Origin of the sequence: Clostridium lamae, assembly GCF_033043255.1 — a bacterium.
Classification (GTDB): Bacteria; Bacillota; Clostridia; order Clostridiales; family Clostridiaceae; genus Clostridium; species Clostridium lamae.
In genome coordinates this window covers 23,571-41,806 of sequence record NZ_JASCQJ010000030.1, presented here as the reverse complement: position 1 = coordinate 41,806, position 18,236 = coordinate 23,571, and the positions used below count along the sequence as shown (strand labels likewise).

Here is an 18,236-nt window from a genome sequence, read left to right as displayed (position 1 = left end):
AAGAATACGCATTTTATAGTTATAAAATAGTTCTTTATTTGTATAAAATTAGTTGTAAATAGTGGCAAATAATAGATATAATAAATATATAGTATTATGTTATATAGAAGAGGATTTGGGATAGATATAAAAAGGTATTTTAATAAATTTAAATAATGGAAGTGATTTATAATATAAAAATTATATGTAAATCAATATTGGGAGGGCAAAATGGTAGAGTTTTTAGTTATAACAGATATTGATACATATGACGAAGATATTGGTTATTGTGGGTTAAATGAAATTGAAGCTTATAAAAATTTTAAAACTTTAAAGATAAAACATAGAAAAGTAAACATTGTTAAAGCAGAAGTAGAAAAAATATTAGTAAAAAATATTGAATTTATTATAAATTATAAAATTATTCAAATAATAAAATAAGTGTAGTTGAAAGTGCGTTAAAGAATATTTTGTATTAAATTTGTTAACTATAATATTGGAAAAGACATGAAAAAGGTATAGAATATAAGAGAGATACTGTTTATATATAGGAGGAACATATTATATGTTAAGTAAAAAGTTATTAGAAGGTTTAAATGATCAAATTAATTTTGAATTTTATTCTTCATATACATATCTTGCTATGGCTGGATACTGTGAATCTATAGATTTAGTTGGTTTTGCTAATTTCTTTAGAGTTCAAGCAAAGGAAGAATTAGATCATGCAATGAAATTATATGACTATGTATATCAAAAGAATGGTTCAGTTACATTAGAGCAAGTAGATAAGCCTAGAGCAGATTATGATGGAATCATTGATGTTTTTGAAAAAGGCTATGAGCATGAACAATTAGTTACTAAAAAGATATATGAATTAACTGACATTGCTTATGAAGAAAGAGAGCATTCTACTATAAGCTTATTAAAATGGTTTATAGATGAGCAAGTTGAAGAAGAAAATAACTTCAATACATTAGTAAAGAGAGTAAGAAGAGTTATAGAGAATCCAGCAGGACTTTACTTAATGGATGATGAGTTAGCTACAAGAGTATATACTCCACTTACAAATAATTAGTTACATAAAAAATCCATATCAGATTAAGATTAATTAATCTGATATGGATTTTCTACTTAATTTCTATAAGAGGAATAATATCTAGTTTTTCCTTTAAAATTCTATATATAAATTCTCTTCCTTTTTCTGTCCAGTAAGTTACAACTACGGGTTTTCCACTAGAAGTATTAATAGTCTTAGAATGAGTATATCCACCCTTAGCATAATCTTGATATAAGACCCACTTATTACCTAATCTATATTGTACTTTTAATGAATTAAGCAGTTTATTCATCTTTAATCCAGACATTCCATAGTCTTTTGCTATAATAGTTATAGGAATAAGTAAATCATTTTGATTAATTTCCTCTTCTTTTATTTTCACTTTATTCTTAGATCTTATATTAGGAATAATCTCATCAAATACCCATTTCTCAAATTTATCTGCATAAGGCAGCTTTGAATTTACTATGAGTTTATATAAATCAATTTCTGTTATAAAAAAGGCATCTTTAACTCCTCCTGTAGTTTCTACCTTGTGTTTAAAATAGTTATTAGTATGATTCTTTATAGCTTTAACTGGATCTGAATATCCTAGAATCAAAGCGCATGGCTTCCCTTGAAAGTATTCAACTCCATTTAAAATAAGTATTTTTATTTCGCCAAAAGTATCATTCTTAAAAACCAATAAGTTTTCCATTATTTAACCCTCCATATTACTTATATATTTAGATATTTTAGTCACATTTAATTTACAAAATTTATTCTCTATCTCTTATATACGTAAGTGAATGAATGATTTTTAATTTTTCATAAAAATAATAAAAAATAAATATATATAAAGGTATAAATATATTTAAGGAGATTATAATGGCTAAGAAAATCTTTGTTGGAAATTATAAAGGGGGAGTTGGTAAGACAACAAGTATATATCAAATTGGTATGCATATCGCAAAAACAGGTAAAAAAGTATTACTTATTGATTTAGACCCACAATGCTCACTAAGTGAAATTTGCATAGGTAAATATAATACTTTAGATGATCTTAAAATTAATGAGTGTTTAAATTATATATATGATATATGGATAAAAACAAAAGAATATCCAAATATAGAGTTTAATTTTAATAATGATACCCTAATAAAAAGAATTCCAATAGAATTAAACATATACTTAGATTATATTCCATCTAATATCTTTTATAGCGGTGGAGGATTAGATGAGATAGCAATGAGATTGAAAGATGATTTTGAGGACTTAGCTGTATTACAGCAGTTTATACAAAAACAAGGATTAGATAATGTCTATGATTATATATTATTTGATTGTCCTCCTAGTAATAACATTATAACTCAAGGTGCATTTTTGCTTTCAGACTACTTCATAATTCCAACAATTGTACAAGCTATAAGTATAAGGGGAGTAGCTCATTATATAAAAACTATAGAAAGAATATATAAGAAGTATTGTGAAGAATATAAAAATGCAGATATTGCAAGGCTATTATTTGGAGAAAAGTCAAAGTTTTTAGGGATATTTCAAACGTTGAAAAAAGGATCTGTTAATAATAATAGTGTATTAAATGAATTAAATGCTATGTTAGATACTTCAAATGTAGAGACAGTATTAAAGTTTAAAGGGAAAGGTCCTTATTTATTTGATTCTATTATTAAAAACTATGAAGATATTGCGAGAAATACAGCAGAAGGTAATATTGTTAGTGAATATGAAAGTTTAACTAATGAAATAATTAATTTAATTGAATAAAAAGAGAATAATTGAGAGGTAAATATGGAAAATATATATGTAAAAGATATTATTACTATCATGACTAAATATTGTGAAATACTAAAGGTTATTAGATGTAAAAATCTTAATTCTCAATTAAAAGATATTGATAAAATTATTAATTACATTAGCTTATATAGTGATATTTCTCTAGAGGACATGAGATTAAAGCTTGATATAAAGGATGAGGAAGATATAAAGAGTTCCAATAAACAATCGTTTATAGAAACTATAAATTTATTAGATAGTAAGGAATTTAAGAAAATTAGTGGAATAAAATTAAAATACAATAATTTTAATAATAAGTTAGACATAGTTGAATTTATTGAAAGTAAAAGTAAAGAGGAGATATTGAAATCAACAACTTTAATAGATTTAAATTTAATTTACTATTTATTAAATGGAAACAAAAAGTTTATAAAGATTAAAAAAGAAGAAATATATAATAATATAATTAGTTATATAAAAGCTATGAAACAAGGAGAGGCATTTAAAAAGTATATATAATTTTTACAGTGATAAATAGGATTTCCTATGAAAATATAGTAATAAATGCATATTTATATGAGTTATTTTCTTATTATGTGCAAATAATTTATATATTTATGCGAAAATTGTTGTATTTAATAAAAAAAAGTGGTATATTCTAAAAAATGCTTTTAATTTAGTTCAGCGAAACTAAGAAGGGGGATAATAATATGAAAAACACATCAGAAGAAGTATTAATGGTGGATGTCACCGATAAAGTTCCAATGAGGAGGGCTATTCCATTAAGTATTCAACATCTATTTGCAATGTTTGGAGCATCTATTCTAGTTCCTATCTTATTTAACATTGATCCAACAACAGTATTATTTTTTAATGGAATAGGCACATTACTTTACGCTTTTCTTACAAAGAAAAAAATACCAGCATATTTAGGTTCAAGTTTTGCATTTCTAGCACCAACGTTCTTATTATTTAGTGAAGGGTATAGTTTTCAAACTGTACAAGGTGGTTTTGTAATTTCAGGTCTTGTTTTTTCAATAGTAGCAATTATAGTAGGTTATACAGGTACAGGCTGGATTAATAAATTATTTCCACCAGCAGCAATGGGGGCAATAGTCACTATAATAGGTTTAGAACTTGCTGGTACAGCAGCAGATATGGCAGGATTCCCCGTTGGAGGATCAAATTCACCAGAGCTTAATATGACTTGGGTTACAGTTTCAATGATTACATTAATAACAGTTATATTATGTAATGTATTATTAAAAGGCTTTTTAAAGGTAATACCAATTTTAATAGGGGTCGTAGTTGGTTATATAGCAGCTTGTATCTTGGGATTAGTAGATTTTAATGCTATAAGCTCTGCATCTTTCTTTACATCACCACAAATAAAATTAGCTAAATTTGATATTACAGCTATATTAACTATACTTCCTGCAACATTTGTTGTATTAGCTGAACATATTGGACATTTAAAAGTTACTAGTAACATAGTAGGTAAAGATTTATCAAAAGATCCTGGACTTCATAGATCACTGTTAGGTGATGGAATATCAACAATGATTTCAGGTATGTTTGGATCAGTACCAACAACTACATATGGTGAAAATATAGGTGTTATGGCATTAACAAAGGTATATAGTGTATATGTAATATGCGGAGCAGGAATAATTTCAATAATACTTGGATTCTCAGGTAAGCTTTCAGCTATAATAAGTACAATTCCAACTCCAGTAGTAGGTGGTGTTAGCTTATTATTATTTGGAACTATTGCTACATCTGGACTTAGAACCTTTATAGAAGAAAAAGTGGACTTTTCAAAATCAAGAAACTTAATACTTACATCAGTAATCTTCATGATAGGATTAAGTGGTATTAAATTAAGTATAGGTGTTATAGAGTTAAAAGGAATGGGATTAGCAGCTGTAGTAGGAATTGCTTTAAACTTAGCATTTATAATATTTGATAAGCTTGGAATTATGAATGAAGAACCTTAATCATATATTTAATAAATAGCACTAAGGAAAATCACAATAAGCCTTCAGAATGCATAAATGTATTACTGAGGGTTTATTGCTTTTTAGCTAGTTAAGGTTAACAAGAGTTATAAATGATGAAATCATTTGTGGAATATAGTAAAATAAATTTAGAACTGATATAAATCTTTATAGGAGGATGCTTTGGATAGAAAGTTAATAGAAAAAATAATAGGTAAAAAGAATTACGTTGATTTAAATGATGAAATATATAATTTAAGAGAAGTCACTGCAGAGATGAGAGAAAAAATTGTATTTAAAGAAATCTTCAAAGAAGACTTACTAGATTATATTAACAATAAAGCTTTAAAGTCTAAAACTATAATAGATAATATAATTGAAGGCCTTGAAAATGATAAGTTTGCTCAAGGATATACTAATAGTAAGATTTATTTACTAAAGTACTTAAAGGATTATCAATATAATTTAAATGGAATCTTAGAAACAATAAATCCTCTAAATTATGATGAGTTAATTATATATACTAACAGTTTAATAGACCTTATACTATTATTCTAAAAAAAGCTGAATAGAAATACACCCCAAAAGTTAGAAATGAGTATTTAACTATTGAGGTGTATTCTATTTTTTGATTCTATAAAAGTAACTATACAAATAATTTTCATAATTTCGAATGAAATGAGGAATTATTACCTTCAGTTTATGAAGAACTAAATATCATATGAGGGCGACTTGGAGCCTGCGACGGAGCAACGAAAATGATATTTAGTTCTTTTCTTATCCTTTTGGTTTAAATATCATTGCTGTGAAGAAACCAAACACTATTGCAGAAGATACTCCAGCACTTACTGTTTTTAATAATCCATTAAAAAGACCTATAAAACCGAATTCCATTGCTTCATTTATTGCAGCAGTTACAAGAGTATTTCCAAAGCTACTTATTGGAACGAAGGCTCCTGCGCCTGCAAACTTTACTAAAGGATCATATAAACCAAATCCACCTAAAATTGCACCAATAACAACTAATGTGCAAGTTGTATGGGCTGGGGTGATTTTTAAAGTGTCCATTAATAGTTGACCAATTACACAAATTATACCACCTATAATAAAGGCAAAAATAAATTTTTCCATAATATATCACACCCTTTTACATTTCTATAGATACTGCATGAGCAACACAAGGTATACTTTCTTTTTGTTGAAAAGAAATAGGAGAGAATAGTGCGCCAGTTGCAACTACTAATATTTTTTTTAGTTCTCCCTTACGCATACGATTTAAAAAATGTCCATAAGTTACACTAGCAGAGCATCCACATCCACTTCCACCTGCAAAACTTGGTTGTTCTTTTTTATATATTAAAAGACCACAATCCGTAAATATATCTATTGGCATATTAATGTTATGTTTTTTGAATAATGCATTTGCCGTTTCATGACCAACTTTTCCTAAATCACCTGTGGCAATTAAGTCATAATATGTAGCATCTATATTTAAATCTCTAAAATGTGCTTCAATTGTATCTACAGCAGCAGGTGCCATTGCAGGTCCAACATTATATGGATCTGATATACCCATATCTATAACTCTTCCTATAGTGGCAGATGTTACTTTAGGACCATTTCCTTTTTCGGAAACTACTGCAGCACCAGCTCCTGTAACTGTCCATTGAGCTGTAGGAGGTCTTTGAACTCCATAATCAGTAGGATATCTAAATTGTTTTTCAGCAGCAGCATTATGACTACTTGCTGATGTAAGAACATATTTTGCAGCTTTACTGTCTATTAATTGAGCAGCCAATGCTAATCCTTCCATAGCACTAGAGCAAGCTCCAAATACACCTAAATAAGGAATACCTAGGGTTCTAGCAGAAAAGCTACTTGATATTATTTGATTCATTAAATCTCCGCTAAAATAAAAATTTATATCTTCCTTTTTCAAATTTGCTTTTTGAATTGCTCTGTGACAAGCATGTTCTAGAATAGCTTTTTCAGCTTTTTCATAACTATCTTGCCCAACCCATAGGTCTTCAGTAATAATATCAAAATCATTTGCTAAAGCTCCATTTCCTTCAAATGGACCACCTACAGCAGCAGAAGATAATATTGTAGGTTTTGATTCAAAAATCCAAGATTGATGACCTTTAAGCATTTACATCCCCCCCAACCATAGTATTGTCATTTTAATAGTAGCTACTATAAAGGCAGAAACAACACCATATACAACAATGGCCCCTGCTAATCTAAACATATTACCAGCTACTCCAAGTACTAAACCTTCACTTTTGTGTTCCATTGAAGCAGATGCAATAGAGTTTGCAAATCCAGTAATAGGGACTGCTGTTCCACATCCTGCCCATTGACTTAAATGATCAAAAACACCGAGACCAGTAAATAGGGCAGCGAAGAATATTATTACTACTAATGTAGGAGATACTGAAGTTTTTTCATCAAAACTAAAGTAATTCATAAATATCCATTGAATTATTTGACCTATTGTACAAATAGCGCCTCCAACTAGAAATGCTCTTATACAATTTTTAAATATAGGTCTTTTTGGTTCAATATCTTTGACTAATGCATCAAATTGTTGTTGTGCTGTAGTCATTTTTTTCTTTTTCATATTTGACATAAATTCACCTCTAACGTAATAAATATGGCTCTAATTTTTTTAAGATTTCATCTAACTTTTTAGAATTTTCAGAGTACATCTTTTTAGCATCTATATTATCAGTGTCTAACGAGTATGACATAAGATCCGATACTGATTTTTGAATACTTGCATATAACATTTCTTTAACTTGTGCTTTAGGTACTTGTATCATATCATCATAAAGATCCACATATAAGTCACCAGATGAATCAACTTGACCAAGAAATACGTTCTCAAGAGATACTCCTTGCATTTCTAATTGAGTAGTTAGCCATCCTTTATTTAATCCTGCATTAGTAAGACCTTCATTTAAAATATTTCCATCTAAAATTACTGCTTGTGGTTCAGACTTATCACCTGATTTTTTACCTAAATCATGAGAGGTAACAGGTTTCTTATCAGCTTTAAGACTAATATTTATATCTCCATTAGATTCCATAAGAGCAAATTCTACATCTGCTAAACTAAAGGCATTTTTTGAACGCATTTGCTGTAAAAACTCTTGTCCTGTAATTCTTTCTTTAGATAAGTTGTCTTCCATTATCTTTCCATTTTTAATTAAAACTCTTTCTTTTCCATGTAAAATGTTATAGATAGTTTTGCTTTTCATTTCAGAATAATCTAAAACTAGAGGCATAAATGCCCAAACAGCTAATGCGACTAATCCAAAATAAAAGTTACTTATTATATTTAAAGACATTAGTGAAATTATAATTGCAATAACAGAATATGAAATAAAGTCAAATGGAGTAGCCCTAGATATTGTCTTTCTCTTTATATATTTAGTTATTACTATTGCTATAAAAAATAAAAATATCGATTTTAAAAATATAATTAACCAAGTGTCCATTATTTCACCTCATTTAGTTGCCCTTATACTGTGGTTCCTCGTGTTCCATAAATCCTATTCTGTTATGTAATTCTATATTAATTTTATTTATTTCCTTTAAAGCTTCACTAAAGATATCTTTAGCTTCTTTATTTTGCTCTTGAACATAATACATTCTTAAGGTAGCTTCTGCTCCATTTAAAGTAGCTAAGGTTTGTTTTACTTTTGCAATGGCAGTCATATAAAAACCTCCGTTAATATTAAAATCTTTATAAGGTTACTTTAACCTTTATAAGGTATTTTAATTCATTACTTAATAAAAATTATTCATTGACTCTACTAAGGGAAAATTTACATTATATAATATGAATATTTAATTTGGTAATGAAAAAGAATACATTTGAAAATGAAATTAATTAGGAGGAATTATTATGCCAACAGGAACCAAATTAGAAACAGCGCTAGCTAGTGCTAAAGGGCTAGCAGCAGATATGAAAACTTTTTCGTTAGATACAGACAATCAAGAAGCTAAACAAATGTTTAATCAACTTGCAACCACTATGGATAGTGTTGAGAAATCACTTCAATCCAGGCTCGATTTTGTAAAACAACAAGAACCACAATATAATAAATAGTATTATAAGTAAGAATTTAAAGAGACATTATATAGAGTAAATCTACATAATGTCTCTTTTGAATATATTTAAATTTTTAATTCCTGATAATCAATATGAATTATTTCTATATATACCTAAAATATGGTATATTAATATTAAGTTAAACTTGAAATAAGGAGGAAAAGACATGGGATTAAAAGAAAAAATAAATGAATTGAAAGATTATCTAGGGCAATATGAAAGACTAGAGCAGGCTATTGCTCTAACTTATTGGGATATGAGAACCAATATGCCAAGCAAAGCTGGTGAATCAAGAGGAAAGGTTTTGGAATATCTATCTGGTGAATCCTTTAAAATAATTACTAGTCCAAAGGTAGAGGAGTTTATTAAAGATTTAACTAAATATAAAGATGAAATGAATCATACAGAAAAAAGAATTCTTGAGGAATTAGAAAGGAATTATTATGAGACAAAAAAAATACCTCAAGATAAATATGTAGCTTATGTAGGTCTTTGTAGTAACTCACAATTAGCATGGGAAAAAGCAAAGGATGCTAGTGATTTTGAAATATTTAAGCCTTACTTAGAAAAAGTAGTTGAATTCCAGAAGGAATTTATTAATTACTGGGGATATAAAAATGATAAATATGATACTTTATTAGATAAATATGAATTAGGACTTACTACTGAAAAGCTAGATAAGATTTTTTCAGAATTAAAGGACGGTATAATTGAAGTATTAAATAAAGTTAAAGGAAGCAAAAAGAAATTGAATCGTGATTTCTTATATGGACATTTCAATGCAGATAAGCAAAAAGATTTATCTTTATTTATATTAGAAAAAATGGGTTTTGATATGGATGCTGGTAGATTAGATGTAAGTGTTCATCCATTCACAATTAACTTTGGTAATAAGGACGTAAGATTAACTACTAATTATCATGAAGATGAATTTACATCTGCTTTATTTAGCACAATACATGAAGGTGGACATGGTATTTATGAGCAAAACATTAGTGATGACTTAGAAGCAACAAGATTACAACAAGGAGCTTCAATGGCAATTCACGAATCTCAATCAAGATTCTATGAAAACATCTTAGGAAGAAGTAAAGAATTCTGCTCATATCTTTTACCTGTAGCTAAGAAGTATTTTGAAGACTTTAAAGATGTTACTTTAGATGAATTCTATGAAGCTATGAATTATGTAGAAACATCATTAATAAGAACAGAGGCAGATGAACTTACTTATGGTCTTCATATTATAATTAGATATGAAATTGAAAAAGAATTAATTAATGGAAGAGTTACTGTAAATGAACTTAAGGATTTATGGAATAAGAAGTACAAAGAGTATCTAGGAGTGGAGCCTAAAAATGATAAAGAGGGTATTCTTCAAGATATGCACTGGTCAGATGGATCTTTTGGATATTTTCCAAGCTATGCATTAGGAAACTTATATGGTGCACAAATGTTTAATACACTTTTAAAAGAAAAACCAAATGTAATGGAAGAAGTTAAAAATGGAGATTTAACTGAAATCACTAAATGGTTAAATGAAAAGGTGCATGTGCATGGTGCTATTTATACTCCAGAAGAGCTTATAAAAAGAATTACTGGAGAAGAACTAAATCCTAAATACTTTATAGATTATTTAAAGAATAAATATTATAAGATTTATGATGTAGAATAAAGCTAAAGCTACTGTAATAGAAGTGTGATTCTTTTACAGTAGCTTTTTATATGAAGAAAATTTGATTTATAAATGCTATAATAATTATAAAGAATATAATTATGGAGCACTTAAATGGGAAAGTTTAAAGAAATATATATTAATTATTTAAATTTAGATAAAGAAAAAAGAGATTGTATTAAAACATATTCTAAGGAATATATTTATGATAAAAAGAATAGAAGGCTACTATTATCTCAATATATTCTAATGTCTAATAACTATATATATGAAATTAGAGCTATAGAAGGCACTGCTCATCTTTGGACTTGGAGTGATTTTAAAGATGAAGCTAAAGGGAAGATATTAAGTTATAAAACTGAGGGAAATATAATTTTAAGTCAGCTGATTGAATTTGAAAAAGATATTGATTTAGAAATATTAAATAAATATGGGTTAGAAATAATCCAAAGACTAAATTAAAAAAGGATAGAGATAAATTATTTGTTTCTGAGAATAAGTATAAAGCTGATAACTATGCACAATATCACTTTAATATGAAAGTAAAATCAAAGTTTTCTAAGGAAATGACTAGATCTATAAAGTTAGTCTTAGAGGAATGGGCTGGTAATAAACTTTAAATACTTGTTAGTGCAGCTAAAGATTATTAGAATATAGTATTGTTATTTACTGGGAAATAATGGAAGATGAACGGTTAATCTCCTAAGCTTAATGTTTAGGAGATTTTTATTATATGCTTGATTATATTATGGATAAACTGTCTATACTTCTAATAAGCAGGGGGTGTTGATATGAAAACAAATAGTAAAATATTATTAGTAGTGCTTGGTATATTTGTATTTCTAATTTTTGATCAAATAAGAGTTTCAGCAAATTCTGCTGAAGAAGTTATAGAAACTAATTTAGGTATTGAAACTCTAATTGATTATATTAATGAACTTGAATTAACCGAAGAAGAACTTGAGTTTATATCTGAAAAAAGTAAAACCATATCTCAAGATGTAAAAGGAAAGACTGCATTTAAAGAATATAAGATAACAGATATAATTAGAATATATAGAAATTTTACTGCTATGGCTAACTCACTAAACTTAAATATAGATTTTTCTATAAAAAATGGAGATTTTACACTTAAAGATAAAAGTAGCGGCAATTCTATATTCAGTGGTAATGTAAGTAAGATTAAAAGTTATTTTAGCGATATCAAAAATAATACAAAGCTTTTAAGTATGGACGTATTAGCTAATATAGATAATGAAGATATAGCAGATAGTAAAGAAGAGATTATTAATGATGATTCAAATATTAATAAAGATGATTTAGACAATACAAAACAAGAAGAAAATAAAAATAGAAATATTATAGAAAATGTAAAAGAAAATTCTAGTATTGAAAAGAGTTTAGGCCTAGGTGGGACTAATGATATGATAATCCCTATATCTATATTAGTTATAGCTTTTTCTGTTATTGTTATATCATATATTAAATTCAGATAAAAAAAAGACTATCATTTAATAAAATGGACTCTAGTCAAGGACATTTTACAATGATAGTCTTCCTTTTTTTAATTATTTTTTAATTTAAAGTAATTACCTTCAATAATATTATCTGCAATTTTAAATATATCTTTTAAGTGTGCCTCTTCTTTTTGATCTTTAGGAGTACCAACTATTTCGCCACTATTTAAAATTGTTGAATTTCTATTTGTGTTAACTAAAATACGCCCCATAGAAGTATCCATAAATTTATCTTTATCTACACCTAATAAATATGATATGGTTGGTAAAAAGTCAACTTGCCCACCTGCATTAGAAATTGTTGTACCTTCTATAGAATTATTATATATAATAAAAGGTATTTTGCTTTGATTAACTTTCCACCAATCACCTTCAAGTGGTGCATCTGTAATCATATCTTCATAGAATTTATGAACTCCACCATGATCACCATAAATCATTATAACTGTATTATTCAGTTGTCCATTTTTATTTAATTCTTCTAAGAATAAACTTATAGACTCATCTGTATATCTTATACTCTGAAAATAAGCACCTAACATATTTTCATCTAATTCTTCAGGTAAATCCAACAGTTTTTTATCATCTGGAATTTCAAAAGGCCCATGACTAGTTAAAGTAGCAATAAAAGTGTAATATGGTTCTTGTACATCCTTTAGTTTATCAGAAACTTGCTTTAAGTATGATTCATCTGATAAACCTGGTCCTATAATTTCATCAACATTAAAATCTTTTAATTCCCAAAGTTCATCTGCTTCAAACTTTACATGTGGTTCTGCCCAGTTCCAACTTCCCGGTAGTTCTGCATGAGTTGATATTGTAGTATATCCTTCATCATTTAATAATTTTTGAAGACTATTATATTCAACCCAAGGATATGTTAGAAAAGTTCTAAGAGCTCTATGTGGATATACTGAAGCATTTACAAGTAAATCTGCATCTGAACTTGTACCAGAATTATTTTGTTCATAAATATTATCAAAATATAAGCTGTTTGATAGAAGTTTATTTAATGTAGGTGTAATTTCTTGTCCATAGACTTCTTGGTTTATAACAAAGTTCTCTAGGGATTCTACTTGTATGGCTATTAAATTCTTACCTTCTAGGTATCCAGCATATTCATTATCTTCTAAATTTTCATCATTATATTCAAACCAACTATCAATCTCTTCTATTTCTGAAGAAGTTAATTCTTTGTCAAGACCTGTATAATAAGACAAATCATAACCATGATATCCTAATGGACTCATATCACTAAATGTTTGATATGGTGCCCATGATAAGCTTAAGAATGATTTACCAGAAGCTCCTTTTATATCTGTATAATAATGAGTTAAATAAATCATAACTCCACTTAATAAAAAGATACTTACAGCTTTTATTATCCTTATAGTGAATTTAGAATTATCTTTAAATTCTCTAATCTTGTTAAATCTAAATAAAGCAAAGAAAACTACAAAATCAATAAAAAATAATAAATCTACTATTCTAAAATTAAATAAACTTTTTCCTATTGGATTAAATATTTCTGGATGGAGTATATGTCTTATTGATAAAAAAGTACCATTTGCTCTGTAGTACCAAATATCTAATAAAAATAAAATTGAAATAATAAGGTTAATGGCTAATGCTGCCTTAATTTTACCTTTATATTTGAATAAATAGATTATACTAAAAATAAGTACTATTATTAGTAAGTGACCAATAATTACCGGCTTACCAAAGTACATCGTTGAAAAGTCAATGCTTGACGAATCTGTCGTTCTTAACATCGAAAGTAAAAGCATTGATTTTCCTTGTATTATTAAAACCATTAATATAAAGAGCCAGTTATTATAAATTAGCTTTTTAAAAAAATCCTTCATATGTGTTCCTCCAATAAATAATCTTGACTTTATTATTTTATATTAATTTAATAACTATGGCTACATTTATAGTAATAAGTAAATAAAAAGTAAGAAACTAATAATTATTAGTCTCTTATTAAAATAATGCTTTATTAAACTATAACAATAATGATACAAAAAAAATATAATGTATTATTGATAATTAAAAGGAGTTTTACTATGGAAAGTCCCTAAGCTAACCCCTATGATAATATTTATATTTTGTTCAGCTATTAACGACAATTTAAGCTATATTGATTATTTGTATGCTCGGTATAAAAAACAGTTAAAAAACATAAATAATAATGAAAAAGTAATTAAGATAAATAATGAAGGGAAAGAAGTTTTAAAGGATTTATTTAAATAAATTTACATTAGTCTTAAGGAAATAATATTTCTTAAGACTTTTATAATATATATAAAGGTTAAGAAAACGATTTTATTAAGTGCAGAGGTGATATTATGTTAGGAAGATTATTAGGACATAAAGTAAATAGTAATGTAATTACATTGAGGTATGAAAAAATTGAAACTACTATAAGTATTATTAATGATAAGGTTATTAATTTTTTTGTTCCATTTTATAGAAAAGAAAGAAAATCAAAAGCAATAGAAAACATATATTATAAACATACAGACTTTTCTGTAGAAGAAAAAATCAGCAGTATTATTATAAAAACGAAGAGTTTAATTATAGAAATAAATGATGAGTTTAAAGTTGATATATACGATAGAAGTGGAAATGTATTGTGTAGAGATTATAGAGGGGAAAGAAGTCCATTTATAAGAAGGGGGAATAATCTTGAGCTTGCAGCTGAAGAAGGTCATAATTTAAATGGACATCAAGACTTGAAAGTTTGTGTTGCTAAGACGATGGAAGATAATATGTATTTCTATGGTTTAGGAGAAAGAACAGGCTCTTTAAATAAAAAGGGATATCATTATAGAAATTGGAATACAGATGATCCGAATCCTCATGGGGAAACTTTTGAGCAATTATATAAATCAATACCATTTTTAATATCAATAAAAGATAAAGATGCATTTGGAATATTCTTTGACAATCATTTTGAAACTCATTTAGATATGGGAAAAGAGAATTCTATGTATTATTACTTTGGAGCTGTAGAAGGAAACTTAGATTATTACTTTATATATGGACCAGAAGTAAAAAATGTAGTAAATGAATATACAAGTCTTACAGGAAAAACACCTCTTCCTCAATTATGGACACTAGGGTATCAGCAATGTAGATGGTCATATGCGCCAAAAGAAAGAGCTTTAGAAATAGCACAAGCGTTCAGAGAAAAAGAGATACCTTGTGATACAATATATTTAGATATAGATTATATGGATGGTTTTAGGGTATTTACTTGGGATAATAAAAAATTTGATAATCCTAAGAAATTTATTTCTGAACTTAAGCAGATGGGATTTAAAGTAGTTACAATTATAGACCCTGGTGTCAAAATAGATAAAGATTATAGCATATATTCTGAAGGACTTAAAAATGATTACTTTGCAAAAGATAAGGATGGAATAGTTTATAAAAATAAAGTGTGGCCAGGTGATTCTGTATATCCTGATTTTATGAATTCAAGAGTTAGAAAATGGTGGGCAGATAACCAAAGGATTATGGTTGATACTGGGATTTCAGGAATATGGAATGATATGAATGAACCAGCTAGCTTTAATGGTCCATTACCTGCTGATGTTGTTTTTAATGAAGATGGAGTAGAGGTTACACATAAAGAGATTCATAATATATATGGTCATATGATGAGTAAAGCTACCTATGAAGGAATAAAAGAAAATACAAATAAGAGACCTTTTGTAATTACAAGAGCATGTTATGCAGGTACTCAAAAATATTCAACAATTTGGACTGGAGATAATCAAAGTACATGGGAACATTTAAGAATGTCAATTCCTATGTTAATGAATTTAGGTTTAAGTGGAATGAGTTTTTGTGGAACAGATGTTGGAGGATTTGGACATGACTGTACTGGAGAATTATTAAGTAGATGGGTTCAAGTAGGTGTATTTACTCCGTTGTTTAGGAATCATTCTGCAATGGGAACTAGAGATCAAGAGCCATGGACTTTTGACAAAGAAACAGAAGAAATTAATAAGAAGTATATAAAACTTAGATATAAATTAATTCCATATCTATATGATTTAATGTGGAAGTGTGAAAATACTGGTGCTCCTATAATTAGGCCTCTTCTATTTGAGTATCAAAATGATAAAAATACTTATGAAATAAATGATGAGTTCCTTTGTGGAGAAAGTATTTTAGTATCTCCAGTAGTAGAGCAAGGAATGAGACAAAAACTTGTATACTTACCAAAGGGAGATATGTGGATAGATTATTTGAGTGGTGAAAGCTATAAAGGAGGACAGTATATTATAAAAGAATCTCCTTTGGATATTTGTCCTATATTTATAAGAGCAGATTCAATTATTCCAATTGGTATAGAACAAAATTATATTGGGGAAAAAGATAATGATGAACTAATCTTAAATATATATTTAGGAGAGGATGAAAATGAGTTTAGATATATTCATTATATTGATGATGGAGAAAGCTTCGATTATAAAAAAGGAATATATAATGAATATGAAGTAATAGTATCTAATAAAGAATATATTAATATAAGATTTTTAGTTAATAAAAATAATTACAGTAATAAATATACTAAGGTTAAATTTATAATAACCAACTTAAAATCAAATAAGAAAGTAATATTAAATGATGAAGAAGTTACCTTAAATAATAATGTTGTAGAAATTAATATATAATCAGCAAATGCTAGTAGAATTAAGAAATCTACTAGCATTTATTTTAATATTATTTAACGAATTCAACTACATCATCAAATGCTCTTCTAGTTTTAGGTGCAGGATTTTCATTTCTATATCCTAAAGCCAACATACAAGATATATTAAAGTGCTTTGGATCTAAAAGATTTCTATCACTTAATATTTTTGTAACAGCTTCAGCATCATATCCACCTATTGCACAAGAGTCAACTCCAATTAAAGCAGAAGTAGTTAACATTGTACCAAGTGCAATATATACTTGTTCTCTTGAATAATGGTTCATTTCATTAACATCATTTTTATACCTAATATCATTAACACCTTTAATCATATTTAACATAATATCTGCAACTTCTTTTGGTAAGTGCTTATCTTCATAAAATAACTTAGTTAAATATTCAGAGTCTGCCTTTAAGTCATTTGGAGTTCTATTTAAAAGAATTACTAGATGGCTACAGGAAGGAAGTTGTTTTTTTCCACCTAAAGTAACATTAGATAATTCATTTTTTAAATCTTCATTAGATATAACAAGAAATTTCCAAGGCTCTATACCAATTGAACTTGGTGATAGTCTGCCACTTTCAAGAATTAAATTTAAATCTTCATCTTTGATTTTTTAATTTTTATTAAATTCTTTACAAGCATATCTGTTATTTAAAGCATTTAATATTTCAGTATTATTCATATAAAAAACCTCCCTTATTAATCATATTATAATATTTACAAATTCTATTATAATATACAAAATACATGTATAGTATATTTTTTCCTGAAAGTGTTTATAAAATTAATAAGTATATTTATAATGTATATTTTATTGATATAGTTGACTAAAGAAATAAATGGATATACTATTAATATATATAAATTAGTTGAATAAAATTAAATTTTAATAAATGTAAAAATGCGGAGGATTTTGTATGAATTTTTATGACTTTAATGCAAAAGATATTGATGGAAAAGAAGTAAGCATGAATGAATACAAGGGAAAGGTAGTTTTAGTAGTAAATACAGCTAGCAAATGTGGATTTACTCCTCAATATGCCGATTTAGAAGATCTTTATAAAGACTATAAAGATAAAGGATTAGAAATATTAGGATTTCCATGTAATCAATTTTTAAATCAAGAACCTGGGGATAATGAAGAGGTGAAAAATTTTTGTCAAATAAATTATGGAGTTACGTTTAATATGTTTGAGAAAATAGATGTAAATGGAAGTAAGACTCATCCCATATATAAATATTTGAAAGAAGAAGGAAGAGGGTTATTAACGAAAGATATTAAATGGAACTTTACTAAATTTCTAATTGATAAAGAGGGACATGTTGTAAAAAGATATTCTCCAACAACATCTCTAGTAAAAATAAAAGATTATATAGAAAAAATGCTATAAAATATATACATCTATATAATA

20 protein-coding genes are annotated in these 18,236 nt (G+C 27.2%); 12 read left to right on the top strand and 8 right to left on the bottom strand.

Annotated elements, in window-relative coordinates:
- Positions 1-210: 210 nt before the first annotated feature.
- Together QK892_RS13330 and QK892_RS13325 are read left to right on the top strand one after the other, a co-directional pair.
- A complete protein-coding gene (locus QK892_RS13330) occupies positions 211-420 on the top strand; it encodes a hypothetical protein (RefSeq protein WP_317274030.1) in 210 nt (69 codons plus the stop codon).
- A 124-nt stretch (positions 421-544) separates the two neighbouring features.
- Positions 545-1,054, top strand: coding sequence for a ferritin (locus tag QK892_RS13325; RefSeq protein WP_317274029.1), 510 nt, complete (start codon positions 545-547; stop codon positions 1,052-1,054).
- Positions 1,055-1,106: 52 nt separating this feature from the next.
- Here the strand turns inward: QK892_RS13325 and QK892_RS13320 are convergent, their stop codons facing one another.
- Entirely contained in the window at positions 1,107-1,733 is a 627-nt protein-coding gene (locus QK892_RS13320; protein ID WP_317274028.1) for a phage antirepressor, read from the bottom strand.
- Between the two features lie 170 nt (positions 1,734-1,903).
- Between QK892_RS13320 and QK892_RS13315 the strand changes: the two genes are divergently transcribed.
- The 4 genes from QK892_RS13315 to QK892_RS13300 all read left to right on the top strand — a co-directional run bounded on the left by QK892_RS13315 (position 1,904) and on the right by QK892_RS13300 (position 5,364).
- Complete coding sequence (locus QK892_RS13315; protein WP_317274027.1) at positions 1,904-2,800, top strand: ParA family protein; 897 nt, start codon at positions 1,904-1,906, stop codon at positions 2,798-2,800.
- A gap of 24 nt (positions 2,801-2,824) precedes the next feature.
- Positions 2,825-3,328 (top strand): hypothetical protein, encoded by a 504-nt coding sequence (locus QK892_RS13310; RefSeq protein ID WP_317274026.1) that lies wholly within the window; start codon positions 2,825-2,827, stop codon positions 3,326-3,328.
- Positions 3,329-3,519: 191 nt separating this feature from the next.
- Entirely contained in the window at positions 3,520-4,806 is a 1,287-nt protein-coding gene (gene uraA, locus QK892_RS13305) for a uracil permease (protein WP_317274025.1), read from the top strand.
- Between the two features lie 183 nt (positions 4,807-4,989).
- Positions 4,990-5,364: a hypothetical protein gene (locus QK892_RS13300; protein ID WP_317274024.1), complete on the top strand. Its 375-nt coding sequence runs from the start codon at positions 4,990-4,992 to the stop codon at positions 5,362-5,364.
- Positions 5,365-5,583: 219 nt separating this feature from the next.
- Here the strand turns inward: QK892_RS13300 and spoVAE are convergent, their stop codons facing one another.
- The 5 genes from spoVAE to QK892_RS13275 are packed head-to-tail and all read right to left on the bottom strand — an operon-like array spanning position 5,584 to position 8,526.
- Complete coding sequence (gene spoVAE / locus QK892_RS13295) at positions 5,584-5,937, bottom strand: stage V sporulation protein AE (RefSeq protein ID WP_317274023.1); 354 nt, start codon at positions 5,935-5,937, stop codon at positions 5,584-5,586.
- Positions 5,938-5,953: 16 nt separating this feature from the next.
- Positions 5,954-6,955, bottom strand: coding sequence for a stage V sporulation protein AD (gene spoVAD, locus QK892_RS13290; RefSeq protein WP_317274022.1), 1,002 nt, complete (start codon positions 6,953-6,955; stop codon positions 5,954-5,956).
- On the bottom strand, positions 6,956-7,435 hold the full coding sequence (spoVAC, locus tag QK892_RS13285) for a stage V sporulation protein AC (protein WP_317274021.1): 480 nt from the start codon (positions 7,433-7,435) through the stop codon (positions 6,956-6,958).
- Positions 7,436-7,445: 10 nt separating this feature from the next.
- Positions 7,446-8,306, bottom strand: coding sequence for a DUF421 domain-containing protein (locus QK892_RS13280; protein ID WP_317274020.1), 861 nt, complete (start codon positions 8,304-8,306; stop codon positions 7,446-7,448).
- 13 nt (positions 8,307-8,319) lie between these two features.
- Entirely contained in the window at positions 8,320-8,526 is a 207-nt protein-coding gene (locus tag QK892_RS13275; RefSeq protein ID WP_317274019.1) for a DUF1657 domain-containing protein, read from the bottom strand.
- Between the two features lie 190 nt (positions 8,527-8,716).
- Here QK892_RS13275 and QK892_RS13270 point away from each other — a divergent pair, with 190 nt between their 5' ends.
- From QK892_RS13270 to QK892_RS13255, 4 genes are all read left to right on the top strand, one after another.
- On the top strand, positions 8,717-8,920 hold the full coding sequence (locus tag QK892_RS13270) for a DUF1657 domain-containing protein (protein WP_317274018.1): 204 nt from the start codon (positions 8,717-8,719) through the stop codon (positions 8,918-8,920).
- A 169-nt stretch (positions 8,921-9,089) separates the two neighbouring features.
- Positions 9,090-10,595, top strand: coding sequence for a carboxypeptidase M32 (locus QK892_RS13265; protein WP_317274017.1), 1,506 nt, complete (start codon positions 9,090-9,092; stop codon positions 10,593-10,595).
- 114 nt (positions 10,596-10,709) lie between these two features.
- Positions 10,710-11,057: a hypothetical protein gene (locus tag QK892_RS13260; RefSeq protein WP_317274016.1), complete on the top strand. Its 348-nt coding sequence runs from the start codon at positions 10,710-10,712 to the stop codon at positions 11,055-11,057.
- A gap of 329 nt (positions 11,058-11,386) precedes the next feature.
- Positions 11,387-12,091, top strand: a complete 705-nt coding sequence (locus QK892_RS13255) for a hypothetical protein (protein ID WP_317274015.1) — start codon at positions 11,387-11,389, stop codon at positions 12,089-12,091.
- Between the two features lie 68 nt (positions 12,092-12,159).
- On the opposite strand, the gene QK892_RS13250 is transcribed toward QK892_RS13255, so the two are convergent.
- The gene (locus QK892_RS13250; protein WP_317274014.1) at positions 12,160-13,977 is read right to left on the bottom strand and encodes an LTA synthase family protein; all 1,818 of its coding nucleotides are present in this window, start codon (positions 13,975-13,977) and stop codon (positions 12,160-12,162) included.
- 483 nt (positions 13,978-14,460) lie between these two features.
- Here QK892_RS13250 and QK892_RS13245 point away from each other — a divergent pair, with 483 nt between their 5' ends.
- Positions 14,461-16,800 carry a glycoside hydrolase family 31 protein gene (locus tag QK892_RS13245; protein WP_317274013.1) on the top strand — a complete coding sequence of 780 codons (2,340 nt, stop codon included), beginning with the start codon at positions 14,461-14,463 and terminating at the stop codon, positions 16,798-16,800.
- Between the two features lie 49 nt (positions 16,801-16,849).
- Here QK892_RS13245 and QK892_RS13240 read toward each other — a convergent pair whose 3' ends face one another.
- Complete coding sequence (locus QK892_RS13240; protein WP_317274031.1) at positions 16,850-17,434, bottom strand: NAD(P)H-dependent oxidoreductase; 585 nt, start codon at positions 17,432-17,434, stop codon at positions 16,850-16,852.
- A gap of 307 nt (positions 17,435-17,741) precedes the next feature.
- Here QK892_RS13240 and QK892_RS13235 point away from each other — a divergent pair, with 307 nt between their 5' ends.
- Positions 17,742-18,215: a glutathione peroxidase gene (locus QK892_RS13235; protein WP_317274012.1), complete on the top strand. Its 474-nt coding sequence runs from the start codon at positions 17,742-17,744 to the stop codon at positions 18,213-18,215.
- Positions 18,216-18,236: the final 21 nt, after the last annotated feature.

Bases quoted from the DNA above. Each gene is read 5' to 3' on its own strand.
- QK892_RS13250 (WP_317274014.1), bottom strand. From the start codon at position 13,977: ATGAAGGATTTTTTTAAAAAGCTAATTTATAATAACTGGCTCTTTATA.
- QK892_RS13245 (WP_317274013.1), top strand. From the start codon at position 14,461: ATGTTAGGAAGATTATTAGGACATAAAGTAAATAGTAATGTAATTACA.
- QK892_RS13265 (WP_317274017.1), top strand. From the start codon at position 9,090: ATGGGATTAAAAGAAAAAATAAATGAATTGAAAGATTATCTAGGGCAA.
- QK892_RS13270 (WP_317274018.1), top strand. From the start codon at position 8,717: ATGCCAACAGGAACCAAATTAGAAACAGCGCTAGCTAGTGCTAAAGGG.
- QK892_RS13280 (WP_317274020.1), bottom strand. From the start codon at position 8,306: ATGGACACTTGGTTAATTATATTTTTAAAATCGATATTTTTATTTTTT.
- spoVAE (WP_317274023.1), bottom strand. From the start codon at position 5,937: ATGGAAAAATTTATTTTTGCCTTTATTATAGGTGGTATAATTTGTGTA.
- uraA (WP_317274025.1), top strand. From the start codon at position 3,520: ATGAAAAACACATCAGAAGAAGTATTAATGGTGGATGTCACCGATAAA.
- QK892_RS13315 (WP_317274027.1), top strand. From the start codon at position 1,904: ATGGCTAAGAAAATCTTTGTTGGAAATTATAAAGGGGGAGTTGGTAAG.
- QK892_RS13275 (WP_317274019.1), bottom strand. From the start codon at position 8,526: ATGACTGCCATTGCAAAAGTAAAACAAACCTTAGCTACTTTAAATGGA.
- QK892_RS13330 (WP_317274030.1), top strand. From the start codon at position 211: ATGGTAGAGTTTTTAGTTATAACAGATATTGATACATATGACGAAGAT.
- spoVAC (WP_317274021.1), bottom strand. From the start codon at position 7,435: ATGTCAAATATGAAAAAGAAAAAAATGACTACAGCACAACAACAATTT.
- QK892_RS13310 (WP_317274026.1), top strand. From the start codon at position 2,825: ATGGAAAATATATATGTAAAAGATATTATTACTATCATGACTAAATAT.
- QK892_RS13260 (WP_317274016.1), top strand. From the start codon at position 10,710: ATGGGAAAGTTTAAAGAAATATATATTAATTATTTAAATTTAGATAAA.
- QK892_RS13235 (WP_317274012.1), top strand. From the start codon at position 17,742: ATGAATTTTTATGACTTTAATGCAAAAGATATTGATGGAAAAGAAGTA.
- QK892_RS13325 (WP_317274029.1), top strand. From the start codon at position 545: ATGTTAAGTAAAAAGTTATTAGAAGGTTTAAATGATCAAATTAATTTT.
- spoVAD (WP_317274022.1), bottom strand. From the start codon at position 6,955: ATGCTTAAAGGTCATCAATCTTGGATTTTTGAATCAAAACCTACAATA.
- QK892_RS13255 (WP_317274015.1), top strand. From the start codon at position 11,387: ATGAAAACAAATAGTAAAATATTATTAGTAGTGCTTGGTATATTTGTA.
- QK892_RS13320 (WP_317274028.1), bottom strand. From the start codon at position 1,733: ATGGAAAACTTATTGGTTTTTAAGAATGATACTTTTGGCGAAATAAAA.